The sequence below is a fragment of the Rhizobium aureum genome (assembly GCF_030182495.1).
Lineage (GTDB): Bacteria > Pseudomonadota > Alphaproteobacteria > Rhizobiales > Rhizobiaceae > Rhizobium > Rhizobium tropici_C.
In genome coordinates, this window is sequence record NZ_JAQJCI010000011.1 from 40,571 (window position 1) to 56,773 (window position 16,203).

Consider the following 16,203-nt stretch of genomic DNA (forward strand, 5'->3'; position numbering starts at 1 on the left):
TTCTCCCCACGAGGTGAGCGGCCCGGAAAATGCCTCCAAAGGGCATGCCGGCCAGCATAACGGTCACACGTCCCATGCCCCCTATCTACCGCAAGTCCAAGCTGCTCCGCCGTTCCCGTGTTTTCTGGGGGTCTTTCAATCTCTGGCGACCGCGTTTGGTGTTCTGGACAGGTGCCCTGGCGATCGGCGTCATCAGCGTCGGCTTCGCCAAGCTTGCCGATCTGGCGCAGCGGGCTTTTACCGGCGTGACGCAATCCGGCGAATGGATGTGGCTGCTGCCGCTCCTGCTGACGCCACTCGGCTTCGTGCTATCTGCCTATCTCGCAGCGACGCTGTTTCCCAATTCGCAGGGGAGCGGCATCCCGCAGGCGATTGCCGCGCGACATCTGCATCATGAAGAGGATCGCACCAAGCTGTTGTCGCTGCGGCTCGCCTTCGGCAAGATCGTGCTGACCATATTGGGCCTTTTGAGTGGCGCCTCGATCGGCCGCGAGGGGCCGACGGTGCAGGTCGGCGCCTCCTTCATGCTGGCCGTTGCCCGCTTCGGCGGCATGGCGCAGGCCAAGGGGCTGATCCTCGCCGGCTCTGCTGCGGGCATCGCGGCCGCCTTCAACACGCCGCTTGCGGGTATCGTCTTTGCCATCGAGGAGATGAGCCGCACCTACGAGTCCCGCGCCAATGGCCTGGTATTGACGGCCGTCATCCTCTCCGGCCTTGCCGCACTCGGCCTTTCCGGCAGCTACAATTATTTCGGCACGGCCGACGCCGCGCCGACGATGCTTCGGGACTGGATCGTCATGCTGATCTGCGGTGTCGGCGGCGGCGCGCTTGGCGCCACTTTCAGCGGGTTGGCGCTCTATGCCGGCATCCGTATCCGCCGCTGGGCACAACCGCAGCCGTTGAAACGCATGCTGATCCTGGCCGGTCTCTGCGGTCTTGTCGTTGCCGCCGTCGGGGTGCTCTCCGGCGGCCAAACCTTCGGCACCGGTTACGAGCAAGCCCGCGGAGCGGTGGAAGGACATGCCCTGCCCCTGCTCTTCTTCGTCGAGAAGCTACTGGCAAGCTTCCTTTCTATGATTTCAGGCATTCCCGGCGGCATCTTTGCCCCATCGCTTGCTGTCGGCGCTGGTTTCGGCAGCACAGTCGGCACGCTGGTCGGCGGCAGCATCGCACTCGCTGCGATCCTCGGCATGGCCGGTTATTTCGCCGGCGTGGTGCAGGCGCCGATGACGGCCTTCGTCATCATCCTGGAAATGACGGGCGATCATCAGGCCGTCATCCCGATCATGGCGGTATCGATGATCGGCTATGTGACGTCCCGGCTGCTCTCGCGCGAGCCGCTTTATCACGGCCTGTCGCGCGTCTTCATCGCAGCGGCCATCCGCGCCCGGCGGGCCATGGAGAAGGAAGGCAGCGAGGAGCATGCCGCCGGTTGAGGCCCAGGGCCTGCCATTCCGATTCTTGATTAGGCCATCAACCTCGTGACCTCAGCCCCATCGGGCTGAGCAATGGCATCGGCGATCGTCGTCGAGAACAACACCTTGCGGGTCGCATCCGCCACCCGGGCGAAGACATGGCGGATTTCGCAGTTTTGCTCACCGTCGCAATCGTCGCAGCGGCGATAGGCTGTCAATGACAGACAGGGCAGCGGCGCCAGAGGCCCATCGATGACCCGCAGGATTTCGCCGAAGGTGATTTCGTCTGCCGGCTTGCGCAGGAGATAACCGCCCTGCTTGCCACGACGGCTTATGACGATACCCTGATGCTTCAGGTCGAGAAGGATCTGTTCGAGGAACTTCTTCGGAATCTTCTGCTGGGCGGCGATGTCGGAAATCATCATCGGCTCGCCCGCCTCGGATTGGGCCAAGGCAGACAGCGCCCGCAGCGCATATTTTGCTTTCTGAGTAATCATTTCGAACCGCTTCACACACACATGCGATACGTCCGGTCGAGCGATTCGCCCGGTCCGCTACAGAACTCCTCAGCCCTCGTCCCCGGGGCAATTTCGAAGCACTCACACCCTTGGCGCACGGCCAGGAAACGTTAGCAACCCAGACTTGTTGTCATTCTTTGTCGCTATGCCAATAGTTTAGCGCAAAATCCACCGCAGCGCATCATTTTGGGCATCACTTCCGATTTCCATTTGACAAGCTATGTGTAACTCTACTATTTCTATAGACATTAAAGCAAGCACTTAAACATGGCTCGCCATATCAAGTGCTTCCGAAGGGCCGCTTCCCGCGGCAAATCGCCTTGGTTAACAGCCGGGGCGGTCGCTTTTCCTTATCGGTGCTGCTTCATGGAGATATTTACTCTCCAGCCGCTCCCTTTCGAAATCTATTTTTCTGTCCGCAAACGTCACGAGCTGCGATACTCCTGCCAATATCAGGACAGGATCCCCCATGACTGCCATTACATCCATTGAAGACGCCGCGACGCTCAACAGCCAACTCGCATCGCTCGATCTTGCTGGCCGTCTGTCTCTCGTGGCCGGCCTCGGAGGTCGCACCGTGTTCACGACGTCGCTCGGGATCGAGGATCAGGTGATCACGGCGGAGATCGGCAATCACCGTCTGCCGATCGAAGTGGCGACCCTGCAGACAGGTCGTCTCTTCCCGGAAACGCTCGCCCTGATCGGCGAGACCGAAAGCCAATACGATATCAACATCGTCCGTTACGAGCCGGAACAGGCCGATATCGATGCCTATGCGGAAAAATACGGTCTGAACGGTTTCTATGAGAGCGTCGAAGCCAGGCACGCCTGTTGCGGCGTGCGCAAGCTGAAGCCGCTTGCGCGGGCACTCTCGGGCGCCACCATCTGGATCACCGGCCTGCGCCGCGGCCAGTCCGCCAACCGCGCCGATACGCCCTTCGCCGAATTCGACCCCGAGCGCAACCTGATCAAGATCAACCCGCTCGCAGACTGGGACATCGATGCCATCCGCGCCTATGTCGCCGATAACAGCGTTCCGGTGAACCCGCTGCATGCCCGCGGCTATCCCTCGATCGGCTGTGAGCCCTGCACGCGGGCGATCAAGCCGGGCGAGCCCGAGCGGGCCGGCCGCTGGTGGTGGGAAAACGACGAAAAGCGCGAATGCGGTCTGCACGTTCATGAAGAGATCACAGCCGCCGCACAGTAAAATACCCGCCGGCTCCCGGCTTTCGATCCAAGGCGCGTTTCCTACGCCGCCGATATCTAGGGAGCCAAAGCATCCATTCTTTCCGGTCCATATTCCGGCCGGCACATTTGAAAGTTCTGGAGTCATCAATGCCCGATAGCCGTCCGGATACGGAAATCTCCAATCCGCAAAGCGTCAAGCCGCCCCTCGATCCGCATCTGAAGGCACTCGAAAACGAGGCGATTCATATCTTCCGCGAAGTTGCCGCCGAATTCGAGCGTCCTGTCATGCTCTATTCGATCGGCAAGGATTCGTCGGTACTGCTGCATCTGGCGCGCAAGGCCTTCTATCCCGGCCGCGTCCCCTTCCCGCTCCTGCATGTGAACACCGGCTGGAAATTTGCCGAGATGATCACCTTCCGCGACGAGATCGTGAAGAAGTATGATCTCGACCTGATCGAGCACATCAATCCACGCGGCAAGGCGGAGAATATCACGCCCTTCACCTATGGCTCGGCCCGCTATACCGACATCATGAAGACCGAAGCGCTGCGCCATGCGCTCGATGCCGGCCAGTTCGACGCCGCTTTCGGCGGCGCTCGACGCGACGAGGAAGCCTCGCGTGCCAAGGAGCGCATCTATTCCTTCCGCACGCCGGACCATCGCTGGGATCCGCGCAACCAGCGCCCGGAACTCTGGAACATCTATAACGGCCAGATCCGCAAGGGCGAAAGCGTTCGCGTCTTTCCGCTTTCCAACTGGACCGAAGTGGATATCTGGCGCTACATCCAGGCCGAGGAAATCCCGATCGTGCCGCTCTATTTCGCGGCCAAGCGCCCGGTTGTCGAGCGCGATGGCATGATGATCATGGCCGCGGACCCGCGGCTGGAATTGCTGCCGGGCGAAACCAAGCGCGAGGAAGTGATCCGCTTCCGCACCCTCGGCTGCTTCCCGTTGACCGGGGCCATCCGCTCCACCGCCACGACCCTTGAAGACATCATTGCAGAGCTGGAAATCGCCACGGTTTCCGAACGTCAGGGACGCGCTATCGACCGCGACCAGTCCGGCTCCATGGAAAAGAAGAAGCGTGAAGGATATTTCTGAGATGACCGCAAACGCCAACGTCGTCACGATGCCTGTTGTGGGGCCCGCTGTTGGGTCTGCCGCCGAACCGGCCAAGGCTCTCCGCGATTCGCGCCCGCTTCGCCTGATCACCTGCGGCAGTGTCGATGACGGCAAGTCCACGCTGATCGGCCGTCTCCTCTGGGATACCAAAGCGGTCAAGGAAGACCAAGCCGCCACGCTGCAGCGCGATTCCACCGGCAAGCAGAATGACCTCGGCCTGCCCGACTTCGCACTGCTGCTCGACGGTCTGCAGGCCGAGCGCGAACAGGGCATCACCATCGATGTCGCCTATCGCTATTTCTCGACGGACAAGCGCTCGTTCATCGTCGCCGACACGCCCGGTCACGAGCAGTACACCCGCAACATGGCAACCGGTGCCTCTACCGCCGATCTCGCCGTGTTGCTGGTCGATGCGCGCATGGGCATCCTCGAGCAGACCCGCCGCCACGCCACAATCGCGTCGCTGCTCGGCATCAAGCAGTTCGTGCTCGCAGTCAACAAGATCGACCTGACGAACTACGACCGTGCCGGCTTCGAGAAGATCTCCAACGACTTCCGCGAATTCGCCCTTTCGCTCGGCGTCAAGCAGATCACGGCCATCCCGATGTCGGCGCTGAAGGGTGAAAACGTCGTCTATTCCGGCCAGGCTGCCATGCCGTGGTATACCGGCCCGACGCTGGTCGAAACGCTGGAACTGGCGACCGTTCGCTCCGCGCAGACGGTCGGCTTCCGTCTTTCGGTGCAACGCGTCTCCCGCCCCGGCGAAAGCTTCCGCGGCTATCAGGGTACGGTTGCCGGCGGCTCGGTGAAGCCGGGGGACAGCGTCATGATCCTGCCGTCGGGCATGGTGGCCAATGTCTCGAAGATCGTCACCTTCGATCTCGTGCGCAATGCCGCGGTCGCAGGCGACGCCATCACGCTCGTCCTCGACCGCCAGGTGGACGTGTCGCGCGGCGACATGATCGTCGCCATCGACAGCCAGCCGCAGACGGGCCTTTCCTTCGATGCCCAGATCGTCGCGCTGCAGCCGGAAGGCATCGAACCCGGCAAGCGCTACTGGTTGAAGAGCGGCAGCCGCCGCCAGCGTGTTCAGGTACAGCCGATCGCGCAGCTTGAGCTGAAGACCGGCGCCTGGGCTCCGGCGCAGGCGCTGTGGATGAATGCTATCGGCAAGGTTCGCCTGACCTTCGACGAGAGTGCCATCTTCGATCCCTATGAGCAAAACCGCTCGACCGGCTCCTTCATCCTGATCGATCCGGAAAGCAACAACACGGTTGCGGGCGGCATGATCACCGGCAAGCGTTCCGATGTCGGCGGCATCCACAAGGATGGCCAGCGCGTTCTCCTGTCGCTGCCGGCCGATCTTGCCGAGCAGATCATGGCAAGCGAACTCTTCGCCAACCGCCGCGATGAAACGGATGTGCGCCGCGTCACCGCCGCACAGGCAGCGGAAATTTGGGCAAACGCGGCAAGCGACATCTGATCGCTATCGCATGTGATGACAGAAGGCGGCGGGCTTGGCTCCGCCGCCTTTTTCATTTGCCGCTTTGCGGTGACAGCACGACTGCGGTTGAGGCAGCTCCTGGTCTTTTTAAGGCCCTGAAGCAAATTCTTCCGAGACAGCCAGTGTTACTGCAATATTTCACCGAGAACCGCTACCAGCCGATCGCACTCATCATCCGTACCGATGGTAATACGCAGGAAATCGTCGATACGCTCGCCGGAAAACCGTCGTACCAGAATGTTCCTGCTCCGCAGCTCTGCCGCCAGTTCCGCGCCTGAACGGCTCGGATGCCGTGCGAACAGAAAATTCGTGGAGGACGGGAGGACGTGGAAGCCGAGTTCCTTGAGCCCGACGGCCAGGCGCTCACGGCTGGCAATGATCAAGGCGCGATGACGCTCGAACCAGTCCCGGTCTTTCCAGGCGGCTACAGCACCTGCCTGCGCAAGCTGATCGAGGGGGTAGGAATTGAAGCTGTCCTTCACCCTTTCCAAGGCCTCGATCAGCGGCCTTTGCCCGACGGCGAAGCCCACTCGCAAGCCGGCAAGCCCGCGGGACTTCGACAGGGTCTGGATCACCAAGAGGTTTGGGTATGTCCGGACAAGCGGGACGGCGCTCTCGCCGCCGAAATCGACATAGGCTTCATCGATGACGACGACCTGATCGGGATGATTCCTAAGAAGATTTTCGATATCGACTAGAGGCAGGCCAATCCCTGTCGGCGCATTGGGATTGGGCAGAATGATTGCGCCGCAGGGCTGGCGATAATCGTCAATGCGGACGCACATTTCGGCATCGACCGGAACCCGCCGGAACTCGATTCCGTAAAGGCGGCAATAGGTCGGATAGAAGCTGTAGCTGATGTCGGGGAAAAGCAGTGGCTCCTCATGATTCAGCAGTGCCTGGAACGTATGGGCCAGAACCTCGTCCGATCCGTTGCCGACGAAGACCTCGTCCTTGTCGATCCCGAAGCTTTCGGCGATCACGCTGCGCAACTCCCGCGCCGTCGGATCGGGATAGAGCCGAAGCCTGTCGGACGTCGCCTTCGAAATTGCCTCCAGCGCAAGCGGAGAAGGCCCGTAAGGGCTTTCATTGGTGTTCAGCTTGATCATGCCGCCCATCGTCGGCTGCTCGCCGGCGACATAGGGGGTCAGGGTGTGAACAATGGGGCTCCAGAAACGGCTCATCGTGATTTCCAAATTTGGCGGCCGCCAATCCTTAAATCGGCGCGGCAAATTAAAACGTAGATGTCTACCGTTGCAAAATCGAATGCCGCCGACAACCGTTTCGACGGCAATTCGGGGAAATATACCGCCTGGCCAGCATGCAGGCTTCAAACCGGCTGCCGGGCCTCTTTTTCAAACAGCAGCCGTGGCCGGCAAAACATCGCAGCTTTTCGCGAAAAGCCGCTCGCTCAGGAAATCGACGAAAACCCGAACCTTGGGCGACATATGGCGATTGGACGGCCAGAGCAGATGGAAATGGCCGGGTTCATCGATGAAATCGTCGAGAACCGTTTTGAGCTTTCCTTCCGCAAGCGTGCTGCGCACGAGGAAATCGGGCATGCAGCCGATGCCGAGGCCGGCGATCGTCGCGCCGCGCACAGCCTCCATATTGTTGCAGGAAAAGGCCGTTCGCATGCGCAACTCCGGCTCGCCTTCCGGCATGGTCAGCGGCCAATCCTGCAGCTTGCCGCTGTTGGGGAAGCGAAACCTGACGGCCAGATGCTCGTTGAGCGCGCGCGGACAATCGGGAATGCCGAAGCGTTCAAGATAGCTGGGCGCGGCACAGAGCAGCATCTGAAACGGCCGCAATGTCCGCGAGATCAGCCGCGAGTCGGGCAGCTGGCCGCTGCGGATCGCGACATCGACCCCTTCCTCGATCATGTCGACGATGCGGTCGTTGAAATCGATGTCGAGTTCTACATCCTGGTAGCGGGCGACGAATTCCGGCACAACGGGCAGCAGGAAATGATAGCTGACGATCGGCACGCTGACGCGCAGCCGTCCGCGCGGAACGGCAATAGCTTGAGCGAGCGATGCCTGCGCATCGTCGAGATCGTCGAGCACGCGCCGGCAGCGCTCATGAAAGAGACGCCCCTCCTCGGTCAGCCGGATGCTGCGGGTAGAGCGCTGCAGCAGCCGAACGCCGAGCTGGCGCTCCAGATTGCTGACCGCCTTGCCGACGGCCGATGCAGAAAGGCCGAGCACACGCCCGGCGGCCGCGAAGCTGCCGAGATCCGCCGTGCGAACGAAGGCCGTCAATCCGCTCAAGCGATCCATAGGTATATCCTCATTCGAGAGTTTTATTCCGGTATATATGGAGCTATAGCGGTATTATCATTCGATTGCAGCAAAACTATCCTCTTTGGGTCATTTCAGGTTCGTGGGCGGCCTTTCCGGCCAGCATCACTCCCAGCATAGCCCGCGGCCTTCTCCTTGCTCGAACCCAATGGTAATCCGATGATTTCATCTCAGACAAAGGTCGCAAGCGCGACCGAGAAATTCTTCGTGCTCGTCGCCGTCTGCTGCGCCGCAGCGGCAATGCCGCTCACATTCACCGGCCCGGCCGTCGCCCTCCCCGCCATCAGCCGAACGCTCGGCGGCAGCCCGATTGCGCTTAACTGGGTCACCAATGCCTTCATGCTGACCTTCGGCAGCTGCCTGATGGCATCAGGCGCGCTGGCGGACAGTTTTGGCCGGCGCCGCATCTTCCTGACCGGCGTCGCCTGCTTCGCGCTGTTCTCAGCCGGACTGGCGCTCGCCGGTAACATCGTCTGGTTCGACATATTGCGGGCATTGCAGGGCCTTGGTGCCGCCGCCGCTTTTTCCGGCGGCATGGCCTCGCTCGCCCAGGAATTCGACGGGACGGCGCGCATGCGGGCCTTCAGCATCGTCGGCTCCAGCTTTGGCGTCGGGCTGGCTTTCGGGCCGATCGCCTCCGGCTTGATGATCGATGCCTTCGGCTGGTCATCGATCTTCGTTCTCGTGGTTGCCCTGGCATTGCTCGCCCTCGGACTTGGCGCCTATTTTCTGCGCGAATCACGTGATCCGGATGCGGCGGGACTGGATTGGCCCGGTGCGCTGAGCTTCACCCTTGCCTTGACGCTGTTCACCTATGGTGTCCTGCGCGCACCCGAAACCGGCTGGAGCGATCCGCTCGTCATCGGCCTGCTGATTGGTGCGGCGTTGCTTTTCCTGGCCTTCGGTATCATCGAGCGCATCGTGAAGCGGCCCATGCTGGATCTCAGCCTGTTTCGCTATCCGCGCTTCGTCGGCGTGCAGCTGCTGGCGGCGGCACCCGCCTATGCCTTCGTCGTGCTGCTGATCCTTTTGCCCGTGCGGTTCGTCGGCATCGAAGGCATGAGCGAGATCGCAGCAGGCCGGATGATGGTCGCGCTATCAGCGCCGCTGCTCATCCTGCCGATCGTCGCCGGGCTTCTGACCCGCTGGTTCAGCCCGGCAACGATCTGCGGCACCGGCCTTGTCATCTCGGCCTCAGGTCTGTTCTGGCTCAGCCATGTCACGGCGGGTTCGGCTCCTTCCGCGCTCATCGGTCCGCTGCTTGCGATCGGCGTCGGCATCAGCCTGCCTTGGGGCCTGATGGATGGACTTGCCGTCAGCGTCGTTCCCAAGGAGCGTGCCGGCATGGCAACCGGCATCTTCAGCACCACCCGCGTCGCCGGCGAAGGCGTGGCACTCGCGGTCGTCAGCGCCGTTCTGTCCGCTCTTATCCAATCGAAACTCGGGGCCTCGGCAGCAGAGCATGCTTCGGCCGCGGCGCAACAGCTCGTCACCGGCAATCTGGCGGCGGCGGCCTCGAATGTGCCGGCGATCGGGCATGACGTCCTCATTCAAGACTATGGCCACGCCTTCAGCGCACTGCTCTGGCTGCTGACGGCCATCACCCTCATCACTGCAATCGTCGTCTTTTCTTTCCTCGGCCGGACGTCATCGGCCGTCAGCACTGAAGACACGGATCAATTGCAAGAGGACGAAGAGATGCTTCGCGCATCGAAAGGGTAAGGCAGCATCAGCAACCGGCCCGGGGCTTCGGTCCCGGCGATCCGGCCGGCGATCGCGGCACAGCAAGGCGGCAAATCAAAGGCCGACAAGGATCGAACACCATGGAGCGACGCAACATTATGTTTCGTCGCCACATAAAATGTGCGCGCCGAATCGGCACTCGGACAATCGGCCGAACGGCACGAGACTGGCGTTCATATACGCTGCTGCTATATGATATCCCCATGATATCAGACCGGTTTTTGAAAACTATTGCCTGGACCTACATAGCGGCGCTCATCGGCGTAACGCTTGCGCATTTCAATTGGCAGGCCGCATTTGGCAATCCGTTCGATATCTTTCGTGCCGGCGCTCTCTGCATAGCGGGCATGCTTGCCCGCCTCGCCTACCCGCAATCCCCCTCCTTCACATGCCTTCTGATGATCGGCAGCGTGCTTGCGCTTTCCGTGTCGCATTTCGTGGCAGACGGCAACTATGGCTCGACATTCGATATCATCGTCGGGATGACCAGCGGGCTCTGGGGCATCATGATCGGCTCTGCACTCAGCAGGCTGATCGTTTCCGCCTCGAAGCGGCCTGCATCCTCCTGAAACAACCAACGGTTCTTTCGACGGAGCACTTTCTGCTGCTGGTCGAGTATAATTGCCGCGGCCAAAACGCAAAATGGCCACTAGCCGCTGCCGTCCGATCTCATCTCATAGTATCCGCAAGAAGACTGAAATCACGATGGCGGCCATTTCGTACCTCGAAATGATTATTACGCAGCCAATATTATGCGTTACTTACTATCTGCATTTGCAAATGTGGCTTTCCTGCAACTGAAATTTAAAAACCACGGAAAAGGCATTTTGAGAAAAATATATCATATAACTTTATAGGAATTCGTCTCTAATAAGGACCAGAAGCGGGTGGGGCCCGTTTCTCCCGAGTCGGGGTTTTTAAACAGGGATAGGGAAAGGCACGTCGATTTTTCGGCGCGATAGCCTATGCCCAATCTATATTGGATTGGAGTTTTTATGAACATCAAGAGCCTTCTTCTCGGCTCCGCTGCTGCTCTGGCAGCAGTTTCTGGCGCTCACGCGGCTGACGCTATCGTTGCTGCTGAGCCGGAACCGCTCGAATATGTCCGCATCTGCGACGCATATGGCGCTGGCTACTTCTTCATTCCGGGCACGGAAACCTGCCTCAAGATCGGCGGCTATGTCCGTACCGAAGGCAAGTGGTACGATGCCTACAACCCGACCAGCCGGAACGGCACGCTGTGGCACACGCGCGCTCATCTGAGCCTCGACACTGCGACCGACACCGAATACGGCCCGCTGAAGACCAACACGGTCATCCGTTGGGACTGGCAGGAAGGCGGCGCGACCACCACGAAGCTGCTGTTCGCAAACATCAGCCTCGGCGGCTTCCTCGTCGGTAAGGCTGACTCCCAGTACAACTCGTACATCGGTTACGCCGGCAACGTCATCAACGACGACGTGGTCAATGACGGTCCGTACGAACTCAACCAGTTGACCTACAACTACGACGCGGGCAACGGCTTCACGGCTGTGATCTCGGTTGAAGACACGAACTCCGGTTCGGGCGCTACGGGCGTCAACGGCGAAGACAGCTCCGACCACTATGCTCCGGACGTCGTTGCCGGTGCTGGTTACAAGGCTGGCAACTTCGGCTTCAAGATCGTCGGCGGTTATGACTCGATCGTCGAAGAAGGCGCCATCAAGGCTCGCGTCGATGCCGACTTCGGCGTCCTCAAGGCCTTCGTGATGGGCGGCTGGAACACCGACGGCGACAAGCTGAACAAGTACGCAAACGCCAACGGCGGCGGCGCTGCCAAGGGTATCGGCTGGGGCGACTGGGCTGTCTGGGGCGGCGTCACCGTTCCGATCAACGAAAAGCTGCAGGCTAACGCTCAGGTTGCCTACACCGACTCGAAGATCTTCGCGGCAACCGCAAACGTCCGCTGGAACCCGGTCAAGAACCTCCAGATCACCCCGGAAGTTTCCTACACCAACTGGGACTCCATCAATCAGGACCAGTGGGCTGGTGTCCTGCGCTTCCAGCGTAGCTTCTAATACCACTTTACTGAGATCTGATCTGACTTGACCCCTGATCGGATGGGGACCGGTCCGACTTCCAGCGAAGTCGGGCCGGTCTTCCCGAGAAGGGGTCGATTCATTTGCGGATGGCGTGCGTCGGCCGCCATGCGCGGGCGCATCGATTGCCGAGCGAATAACCGCGCTGCCAATTGCCCGGATTTCCCTATCATCAACGCATCGACATCCAGCATTTTTTGTCGTAGAGACATCCCATGTCGTTCGCCCATGCATATGCCTCGCGATTTTATTCGTACCGCTGCTCTCAGCGGAGGCGGGCCTGTGCGTAGTTAGAAAAGACACGACAGCAAAGACCCGAACAGCCGCTAGTCTACCTGGCGGCTTTTTTGTCGCTACGGTATGACCCTTAAAGGAACCGATACCGTGTTGAATTCCACTGATGACTTGCGCATTGTCGAGATCACGGCGCTGACGCCGCCCTCTCGGATCATTGACGAAATCCCCCGCGACGAGGCGGTGACGGCGACCGTCACCGGGGCGCGCAACGCCGTCCACAACATCCTGCGCGACGAAGACGACCGGCTGATCGTCGTCATCGGCCCCTGCTCCATTCATGATCCGGTCGCAGCGCTCGATTATGCCGCGCGGCTGAAGGAACAACGGGATCGCTTTGCCGATGATCTCGAAATCATCATGCGCGTCTATTTCGAGAAGCCGCGCACCACAGTGGGATGGAAGGGCCTGATCAACGACCCGCATCTCGACGGCAGCTACCGCATCGAGGAAGGGCTGCGCATCGCCCGCAAGCTGCTGTTCGACGTCAATGAGATCGGCCTGCCGGCAGGCTGCGAATATCTCGATACGATCACGCCGCAATATATTTCCGACCTGGTGAGTTGGGGTGCGATCGGCGCAAGGACGACGGAAAGCCAGGTGCACCGGCAGCTGGCATCAGGCCTCTCCTGCCCCGTCGGCTTCAAGAACGGCACGAATGGTGATGTGCGAATCGCGCTCGACGCGATCGTCGCGGCATCGCAACCGCATCACTTCCCGGCGGTGACCAAGGAAGGCCTGGCGGCGATCGCCTCGACGCGCGGCAATGAGGATTGCCACATCATCCTGCGTGGCGGCAAAGAGCCCAATTATGACGCAGCCAGCGTGCAGTCGACGGCGGAGCAATCCCTCAAGGTCGGGCTCGAGCCGCGCATCATCATCGATGCAAGCCATGCCAACAGCAGCAAGAACCCGGAAAACCAGCCGCTCGTCGTCACGTCAGTCGCGGAACAGGTCGCAGCCGGCGACCGGCGGATCAAAGGCATGATGATGGAGAGCAATCTCGTTGCCGGCCGCCAGGACCTCGTGCCGGGCAAGCCCCTGGTCTATGGCCAGAGCATCACCGATGGCTGCATCGACTGGCCGAGTTCGGTGCGCACGCTGGAAGATCTGGCAAAGGCCGTTCAGGCACGGCGACGGGTACGTTAACTCGGCTCAAACACGGCAATAGTGTGCGAGGCTCAGATAGTTTTTTCTGGGCCCGCGCACATGCCACATCTCCGCCCAGGCATCGGATGTCCGAAAGAAGAAACGGCCTCGATAAAGATCGGGACCGCAAAGATGAATGACGCGTTGTGACGCACCCTCACCGAGGCGAATGAATTCCGAAAGATTGGGAAAACGCACGACGAGATCGTCGTGCGCGTCATCGAGCCGATAGGTGCGGCTGCTTCTCAGCGTCGCGTGCTCGCTTCGCGTATCGCCATGTTCCTCGAACTGGACAGGCGTCACGAACGCCTGCCCCTCGAATGTAATCACGGAGCGATTGAAGCGGTCGATGATCCGCCGCTTCACCTCCCATGTGCCGAGATAGAGGTTCAGCCGGCCGATGCCGGCCGATCCTTCCATCAGGAGGCCGCGCGCTGCGCTGCGTCAGCCTGCCGGCGCGGCAACTTCCAGCCCGGCCGGACGAAATGGCACGTATAGCCGTTCGGATAGCGCTCCAGATAATCCTGGTGCTCCGGCTCTGCCTGCCAGAAATCGCCGGCCGGCGCGACCTCGGTGACGACCTTGCCAGGCCACAGGCCGGAAGCGTCGACATCGGCGATCGTATCGAGCGCGACCTGCTTCTGTTCTTCGCTGGTGTAGAAGATCGCCGAGCGATAGCTCAAGCCGACATCGTTGCCCTGGCGGTTGCGCGTGGACGGATCGTGGATCTGGAAGAAGAATTCCAGCAGATCGCGATAGCTGATCTTCTGCGGATCGAAGATGATCTCGATCGCCTCGGCATGGGTGCCGTGGTTGCGGTAGGTGGCATTAGGAACATCGCCGCCGCTATAGCCGACGCGCGTCGAGATGACGCCATTGTAACGGCGGATAAGATCCTGCATGCCCCAGAAGCAACCGCCGGCGAGAACTGCACGTTCCGTTGTCATCTTACATCCTCCACTTGATCGATATAGGCACCATAGCCCTCTGCCTCCATGCGGTCACGCGGCACGAAGCGGAGGGAAGCCGAATTGATGCAGTAGCGCAGGCCGCCGCGGTCGATCGGTCCATCCGGGAAAACATGACCCAGATGGCTGTCACCATTGGCCGAGCGCACTTCGACGCGCACCATGCCATGCGACATGTCGGTCAATTCGCTGACATTGGCGGGTTCGATCGGCTTGGTAAAGCTCGGCCAGCCGCAGCCGGAATCGAACTTGTCCGCAGAGGCAAAAAGCGGCTCGCCGGAGACGATATCGACATAGATACCCGGCTGCTTGTTATAGAGATATTCACCGGAGCCGGGACGTTCCGTGCCGCTCTGCTGCGTCACGCGATATTGTTCAGGGGTAAGCTTGGCGATGGCCTCTGCCGTCTTGCTGTATTTGCCCATTGTTGTTCTCCATGTCCCTCGGCACGCATTCCGAGCTGGGCCGGGTCCTCTAGGGGACGCGAGAAGGCCGGATGAAGCTCGATCAGCGCTAAGGGAGTGTTTGCAGAGCCAATATAGGCATCGCATGAGCGATTTGCCATATCGATCACGACGGCGTGACGTTCGGCCTTTCCCGGCCTCAGCCATTCCCCTTGCATGAAGCGACATAAATTGCAGCCAGCGCCTCGATGCCAGCCTGATCGTCACTGTCGAAACGGCCTGGAAGCGGGCTGTCGAGGTCGATGACGCCGAAGACTTTTCCATGGCGGAAGAGCGGCACGACCAGCTCCGATCGCGAGGCCGCATCGCAGGCGATGTGACCGGGAAAGGCGTGCACATCCTCGACGAGGATCGACTGCGCCCTTTCGAGCGCCGTCCCGCAGACGCCGCGGCCGACCGCAATGCGCACGCAAGCCGGCTTGCCCTGGAACGGCCCGAGCACCAGCTCGTCTTCCCGCTGCAGAAAATAAAATCCCGCCCAGTTGAGATCCGGCAGCATCTGGAAGATCAGCGCGGAAGTATTGGCGGCGTTGGCGATCGGATCCTGCTCGCCATCCAGCAAAGCCTTCAGCTGATCGGCAAGCTCGCGATAGAATTCGGTCTTGCTGTCGTTTCGGATCGCTTTTTCCACGAACATGAACTGGCCTTTCGAAGATGCCGTTTGGAGAAATGTCAGTCCTTCTCGTCCGGCGGGCAAGGCCAGCTGGACGGCGCCTTCAGCCATGAGGGCAATATGGTCGTATTGTTCCCGCAGGCCAGATTGATCTGCGCCTGCTGCAAGCCGCTTGCCTTCGACAGATCGAGCCCCTCAACGCGGGTGAGATACATGAAGGCTCCGCTGAAGGAGGTCGCGCCATCAATCACGGCGCCGTTCAGCGTCGCCCGGGATAGATTGGCGAAAGAGAAATTCGCGCCCGTCAGCACAGCCTTGTCGAAATCGGCGCGTCCGAGCTCGGCCTTCTGAAAATCGGCATTGTTGAGCTGCGCACCGGCAAATTCGGCTCGCTGCAATTCGGCATTGGCAAAGGAAGCGCCACTGGCGGAGGCGTTGGTGAAATCGGAGCGATAGGCTTCGATCTTCGCGAAGTTCGCGCCGTCGGCCTTGGCATTCTTCAGCCAGGCGCGCACCAGCGTCGCCTTTTCGAGATTGGCGGAAGTCAGGTTGGCATCGCTCAGATCGGTGCTGTCGAAATGGGCGCCCGCGAGATTGGCGCCATGCAGATCGCTGCTCGGCAGCATGATGTTGGTCTTGCTGCAGCCGCTCCAATCAAGGCCCGGTGCTGCGACATTCCCGCAATCGGCGGCACGCAGCGAATTGGTGCTGGGGCCGAGGAGAAACACCGCGCTCAGCGCCAATACGCCGAGGCCCGTAGCTATCCCCATTCTCCGCCCCATGGCGCCCGAGCCCACGGCACGGCGCCTTTGCTTACCTGCAAATTTCTCCCCGGCCACTCGGGCCG

General features: G+C 60.6%; 16 protein-coding genes. 8 read left to right on the plus strand and 8 right to left on the minus strand.

The features are described 5' to 3' along the window. The first annotated feature begins 74 nt into the window (after positions 1-74). On the plus strand, positions 75-1,436 hold the full coding sequence (locus PH552_RS22480) for a chloride channel protein (RefSeq protein ID WP_113250075.1): 1,362 nt from the start codon (positions 75-77) through the stop codon (positions 1,434-1,436). Positions 1,437-1,465: 29 nt separating this feature from the next. Here the strand turns inward: PH552_RS22480 and PH552_RS22485 are convergent, their stop codons facing one another. After that, on the minus strand, positions 1,466-1,912 hold the full coding sequence (locus tag PH552_RS22485) for an RrF2 family transcriptional regulator (RefSeq protein ID WP_112340265.1): 447 nt from the start codon (positions 1,910-1,912) through the stop codon (positions 1,466-1,468). Between the two features lie 490 nt (positions 1,913-2,402). Between PH552_RS22485 and PH552_RS22490 the strand changes: the two genes are divergently transcribed. The 3 genes from PH552_RS22490 (at position 2,403) to cysN (ending at position 5,726) form a co-directional block, all read left to right on the plus strand. Beyond that, positions 2,403-3,140, plus strand: coding sequence for a phosphoadenylyl-sulfate reductase (locus tag PH552_RS22490; RefSeq protein WP_112340264.1), 738 nt, complete (start codon positions 2,403-2,405; stop codon positions 3,138-3,140). Between the two features lie 128 nt (positions 3,141-3,268). Next, positions 3,269-4,222, plus strand: a complete 954-nt coding sequence (cysD, locus tag PH552_RS22495; RefSeq protein ID WP_112340263.1) for a sulfate adenylyltransferase subunit CysD — start codon at positions 3,269-3,271, stop codon at positions 4,220-4,222. Position 4,223: 1 nt separating this feature from the next. Further along, positions 4,224-5,726 carry a sulfate adenylyltransferase subunit CysN gene (gene cysN, locus PH552_RS22500; RefSeq protein WP_112340262.1) on the plus strand — a complete coding sequence of 501 codons (1,503 nt, stop codon included), beginning with the start codon at positions 4,224-4,226 and terminating at the stop codon, positions 5,724-5,726. A gap of 146 nt (positions 5,727-5,872) precedes the next feature. On the opposite strand, the gene hisC is transcribed toward cysN, so the two are convergent. After that, complete coding sequence (gene hisC / locus PH552_RS22505) at positions 5,873-6,931, minus strand: histidinol-phosphate transaminase (RefSeq protein ID WP_112340261.1); 1,059 nt, start codon at positions 6,929-6,931, stop codon at positions 5,873-5,875. 171 nt (positions 6,932-7,102) lie between these two features. Next, a complete protein-coding gene (locus tag PH552_RS22510; protein ID WP_112340260.1) occupies positions 7,103-8,026 on the minus strand; it encodes a LysR family transcriptional regulator in 924 nt (307 codons plus the stop codon). 180 nt (positions 8,027-8,206) lie between these two features. On the opposite strand from PH552_RS22510, the gene PH552_RS22515 reads away from it, so the two are divergent. The 4 genes from PH552_RS22515 to PH552_RS22530 all read left to right on the plus strand — a co-directional run bounded on the left by PH552_RS22515 (position 8,207) and on the right by PH552_RS22530 (position 13,311). Next, positions 8,207-9,769: an MFS transporter gene (locus PH552_RS22515; RefSeq protein WP_145646016.1), complete on the plus strand. Its 1,563-nt coding sequence runs from the start codon at positions 8,207-8,209 to the stop codon at positions 9,767-9,769. A 224-nt stretch (positions 9,770-9,993) separates the two neighbouring features. Then, complete coding sequence (locus tag PH552_RS22520) at positions 9,994-10,359, plus strand: hypothetical protein (RefSeq protein ID WP_245430240.1); 366 nt, start codon at positions 9,994-9,996, stop codon at positions 10,357-10,359. 426 nt (positions 10,360-10,785) lie between these two features. Then, entirely contained in the window at positions 10,786-11,847 is a 1,062-nt protein-coding gene (locus tag PH552_RS22525) for a porin (protein WP_112340259.1), read from the plus strand. A gap of 381 nt (positions 11,848-12,228) precedes the next feature. Next, a complete protein-coding gene (locus PH552_RS22530; RefSeq protein WP_181592278.1) occupies positions 12,229-13,311 on the plus strand; it encodes a 3-deoxy-7-phosphoheptulonate synthase in 1,083 nt (360 codons plus the stop codon). A 6-nt stretch (positions 13,312-13,317) separates the two neighbouring features. Here the strand turns inward: PH552_RS22530 and PH552_RS22535 are convergent, their stop codons facing one another. The 5 genes from PH552_RS22535 to PH552_RS22555 all read right to left on the minus strand — a co-directional run bounded on the left by PH552_RS22535 (position 13,318) and on the right by PH552_RS22555 (position 16,126). Next, positions 13,318-13,731 carry a DUF6314 family protein gene (locus PH552_RS22535; RefSeq protein ID WP_112340257.1) on the minus strand — a complete coding sequence of 138 codons (414 nt, stop codon included), beginning with the start codon at positions 13,729-13,731 and terminating at the stop codon, positions 13,318-13,320. Continuing rightward, positions 13,731-14,258 (minus strand): peptide-methionine (S)-S-oxide reductase MsrA, encoded by a 528-nt coding sequence (gene msrA / locus PH552_RS22540; RefSeq protein WP_112340256.1) that lies wholly within the window; start codon positions 14,256-14,258, stop codon positions 13,731-13,733. Before msrA ends, PH552_RS22535 begins: the two co-directional genes overlap by 1 nt. Further along, positions 14,255-14,704, minus strand: a complete 450-nt coding sequence (gene msrB / locus PH552_RS22545; RefSeq protein ID WP_069613810.1) for a peptide-methionine (R)-S-oxide reductase MsrB — start codon at positions 14,702-14,704, stop codon at positions 14,255-14,257. Before msrB ends, msrA begins: the two co-directional genes overlap by 4 nt. A gap of 178 nt (positions 14,705-14,882) precedes the next feature. After that, positions 14,883-15,380, minus strand: a complete 498-nt coding sequence (locus tag PH552_RS22550; protein ID WP_112340255.1) for a GAF domain-containing protein — start codon at positions 15,378-15,380, stop codon at positions 14,883-14,885. A 35-nt stretch (positions 15,381-15,415) separates the two neighbouring features. Further along, a complete protein-coding gene (locus PH552_RS22555; RefSeq protein WP_245430239.1) occupies positions 15,416-16,126 on the minus strand; it encodes a pentapeptide repeat-containing protein in 711 nt (236 codons plus the stop codon). Between the last annotated feature and the right edge of the window lie 77 nt (positions 16,127-16,203).

What these genes read in the sequence shown, in the direction of transcription:
- PH552_RS22480 (WP_113250075.1), top strand. Translation starts at nt 75, where the DNA reads ATGCCCCCTATCTACCGCAAGTCCAAGCTGCTCCGCCGTTCCCGTGTT.
- PH552_RS22485 (WP_112340265.1), bottom strand. Translation starts at nt 1,912, where the DNA reads ATGATTACTCAGAAAGCAAAATATGCGCTGCGGGCGCTGTCTGCCTTG.
- PH552_RS22490 (WP_112340264.1), top strand. Translation starts at nt 2,403, where the DNA reads ATGACTGCCATTACATCCATTGAAGACGCCGCGACGCTCAACAGCCAA.
- cysD (WP_112340263.1), top strand. Translation starts at nt 3,269, where the DNA reads ATGCCCGATAGCCGTCCGGATACGGAAATCTCCAATCCGCAAAGCGTC.
- cysN (WP_112340262.1), top strand. Translation starts at nt 4,224, where the DNA reads ATGACCGCAAACGCCAACGTCGTCACGATGCCTGTTGTGGGGCCCGCT.
- hisC (WP_112340261.1), bottom strand. Translation starts at nt 6,931, where the DNA reads ATGAGCCGTTTCTGGAGCCCCATTGTTCACACCCTGACCCCCTATGTC.
- PH552_RS22510 (WP_112340260.1), bottom strand. Translation starts at nt 8,026, where the DNA reads ATGGATCGCTTGAGCGGATTGACGGCCTTCGTTCGCACGGCGGATCTC.
- PH552_RS22515 (WP_145646016.1), top strand. Translation starts at nt 8,207, where the DNA reads ATGATTTCATCTCAGACAAAGGTCGCAAGCGCGACCGAGAAATTCTTC.
- PH552_RS22520 (WP_245430240.1), top strand. Translation starts at nt 9,994, where the DNA reads ATGATATCAGACCGGTTTTTGAAAACTATTGCCTGGACCTACATAGCG.
- PH552_RS22525 (WP_112340259.1), top strand. Translation starts at nt 10,786, where the DNA reads ATGAACATCAAGAGCCTTCTTCTCGGCTCCGCTGCTGCTCTGGCAGCA.
- PH552_RS22530 (WP_181592278.1), top strand. Translation starts at nt 12,229, where the DNA reads ATGACCCTTAAAGGAACCGATACCGTGTTGAATTCCACTGATGACTTG.
- PH552_RS22535 (WP_112340257.1), bottom strand. Translation starts at nt 13,731, where the DNA reads ATGGAAGGATCGGCCGGCATCGGCCGGCTGAACCTCTATCTCGGCACA.
- msrA (WP_112340256.1), bottom strand. Translation starts at nt 14,258, where the DNA reads ATGACAACGGAACGTGCAGTTCTCGCCGGCGGTTGCTTCTGGGGCATG.
- msrB (WP_069613810.1), bottom strand. Translation starts at nt 14,704, where the DNA reads ATGGGCAAATACAGCAAGACGGCAGAGGCCATCGCCAAGCTTACCCCT.
- PH552_RS22550 (WP_112340255.1), bottom strand. Translation starts at nt 15,380, where the DNA reads ATGTTCGTGGAAAAAGCGATCCGAAACGACAGCAAGACCGAATTCTAT.
- PH552_RS22555 (WP_245430239.1), bottom strand. Translation starts at nt 16,126, where the DNA reads ATGGGGATAGCTACGGGCCTCGGCGTATTGGCGCTGAGCGCGGTGTTT.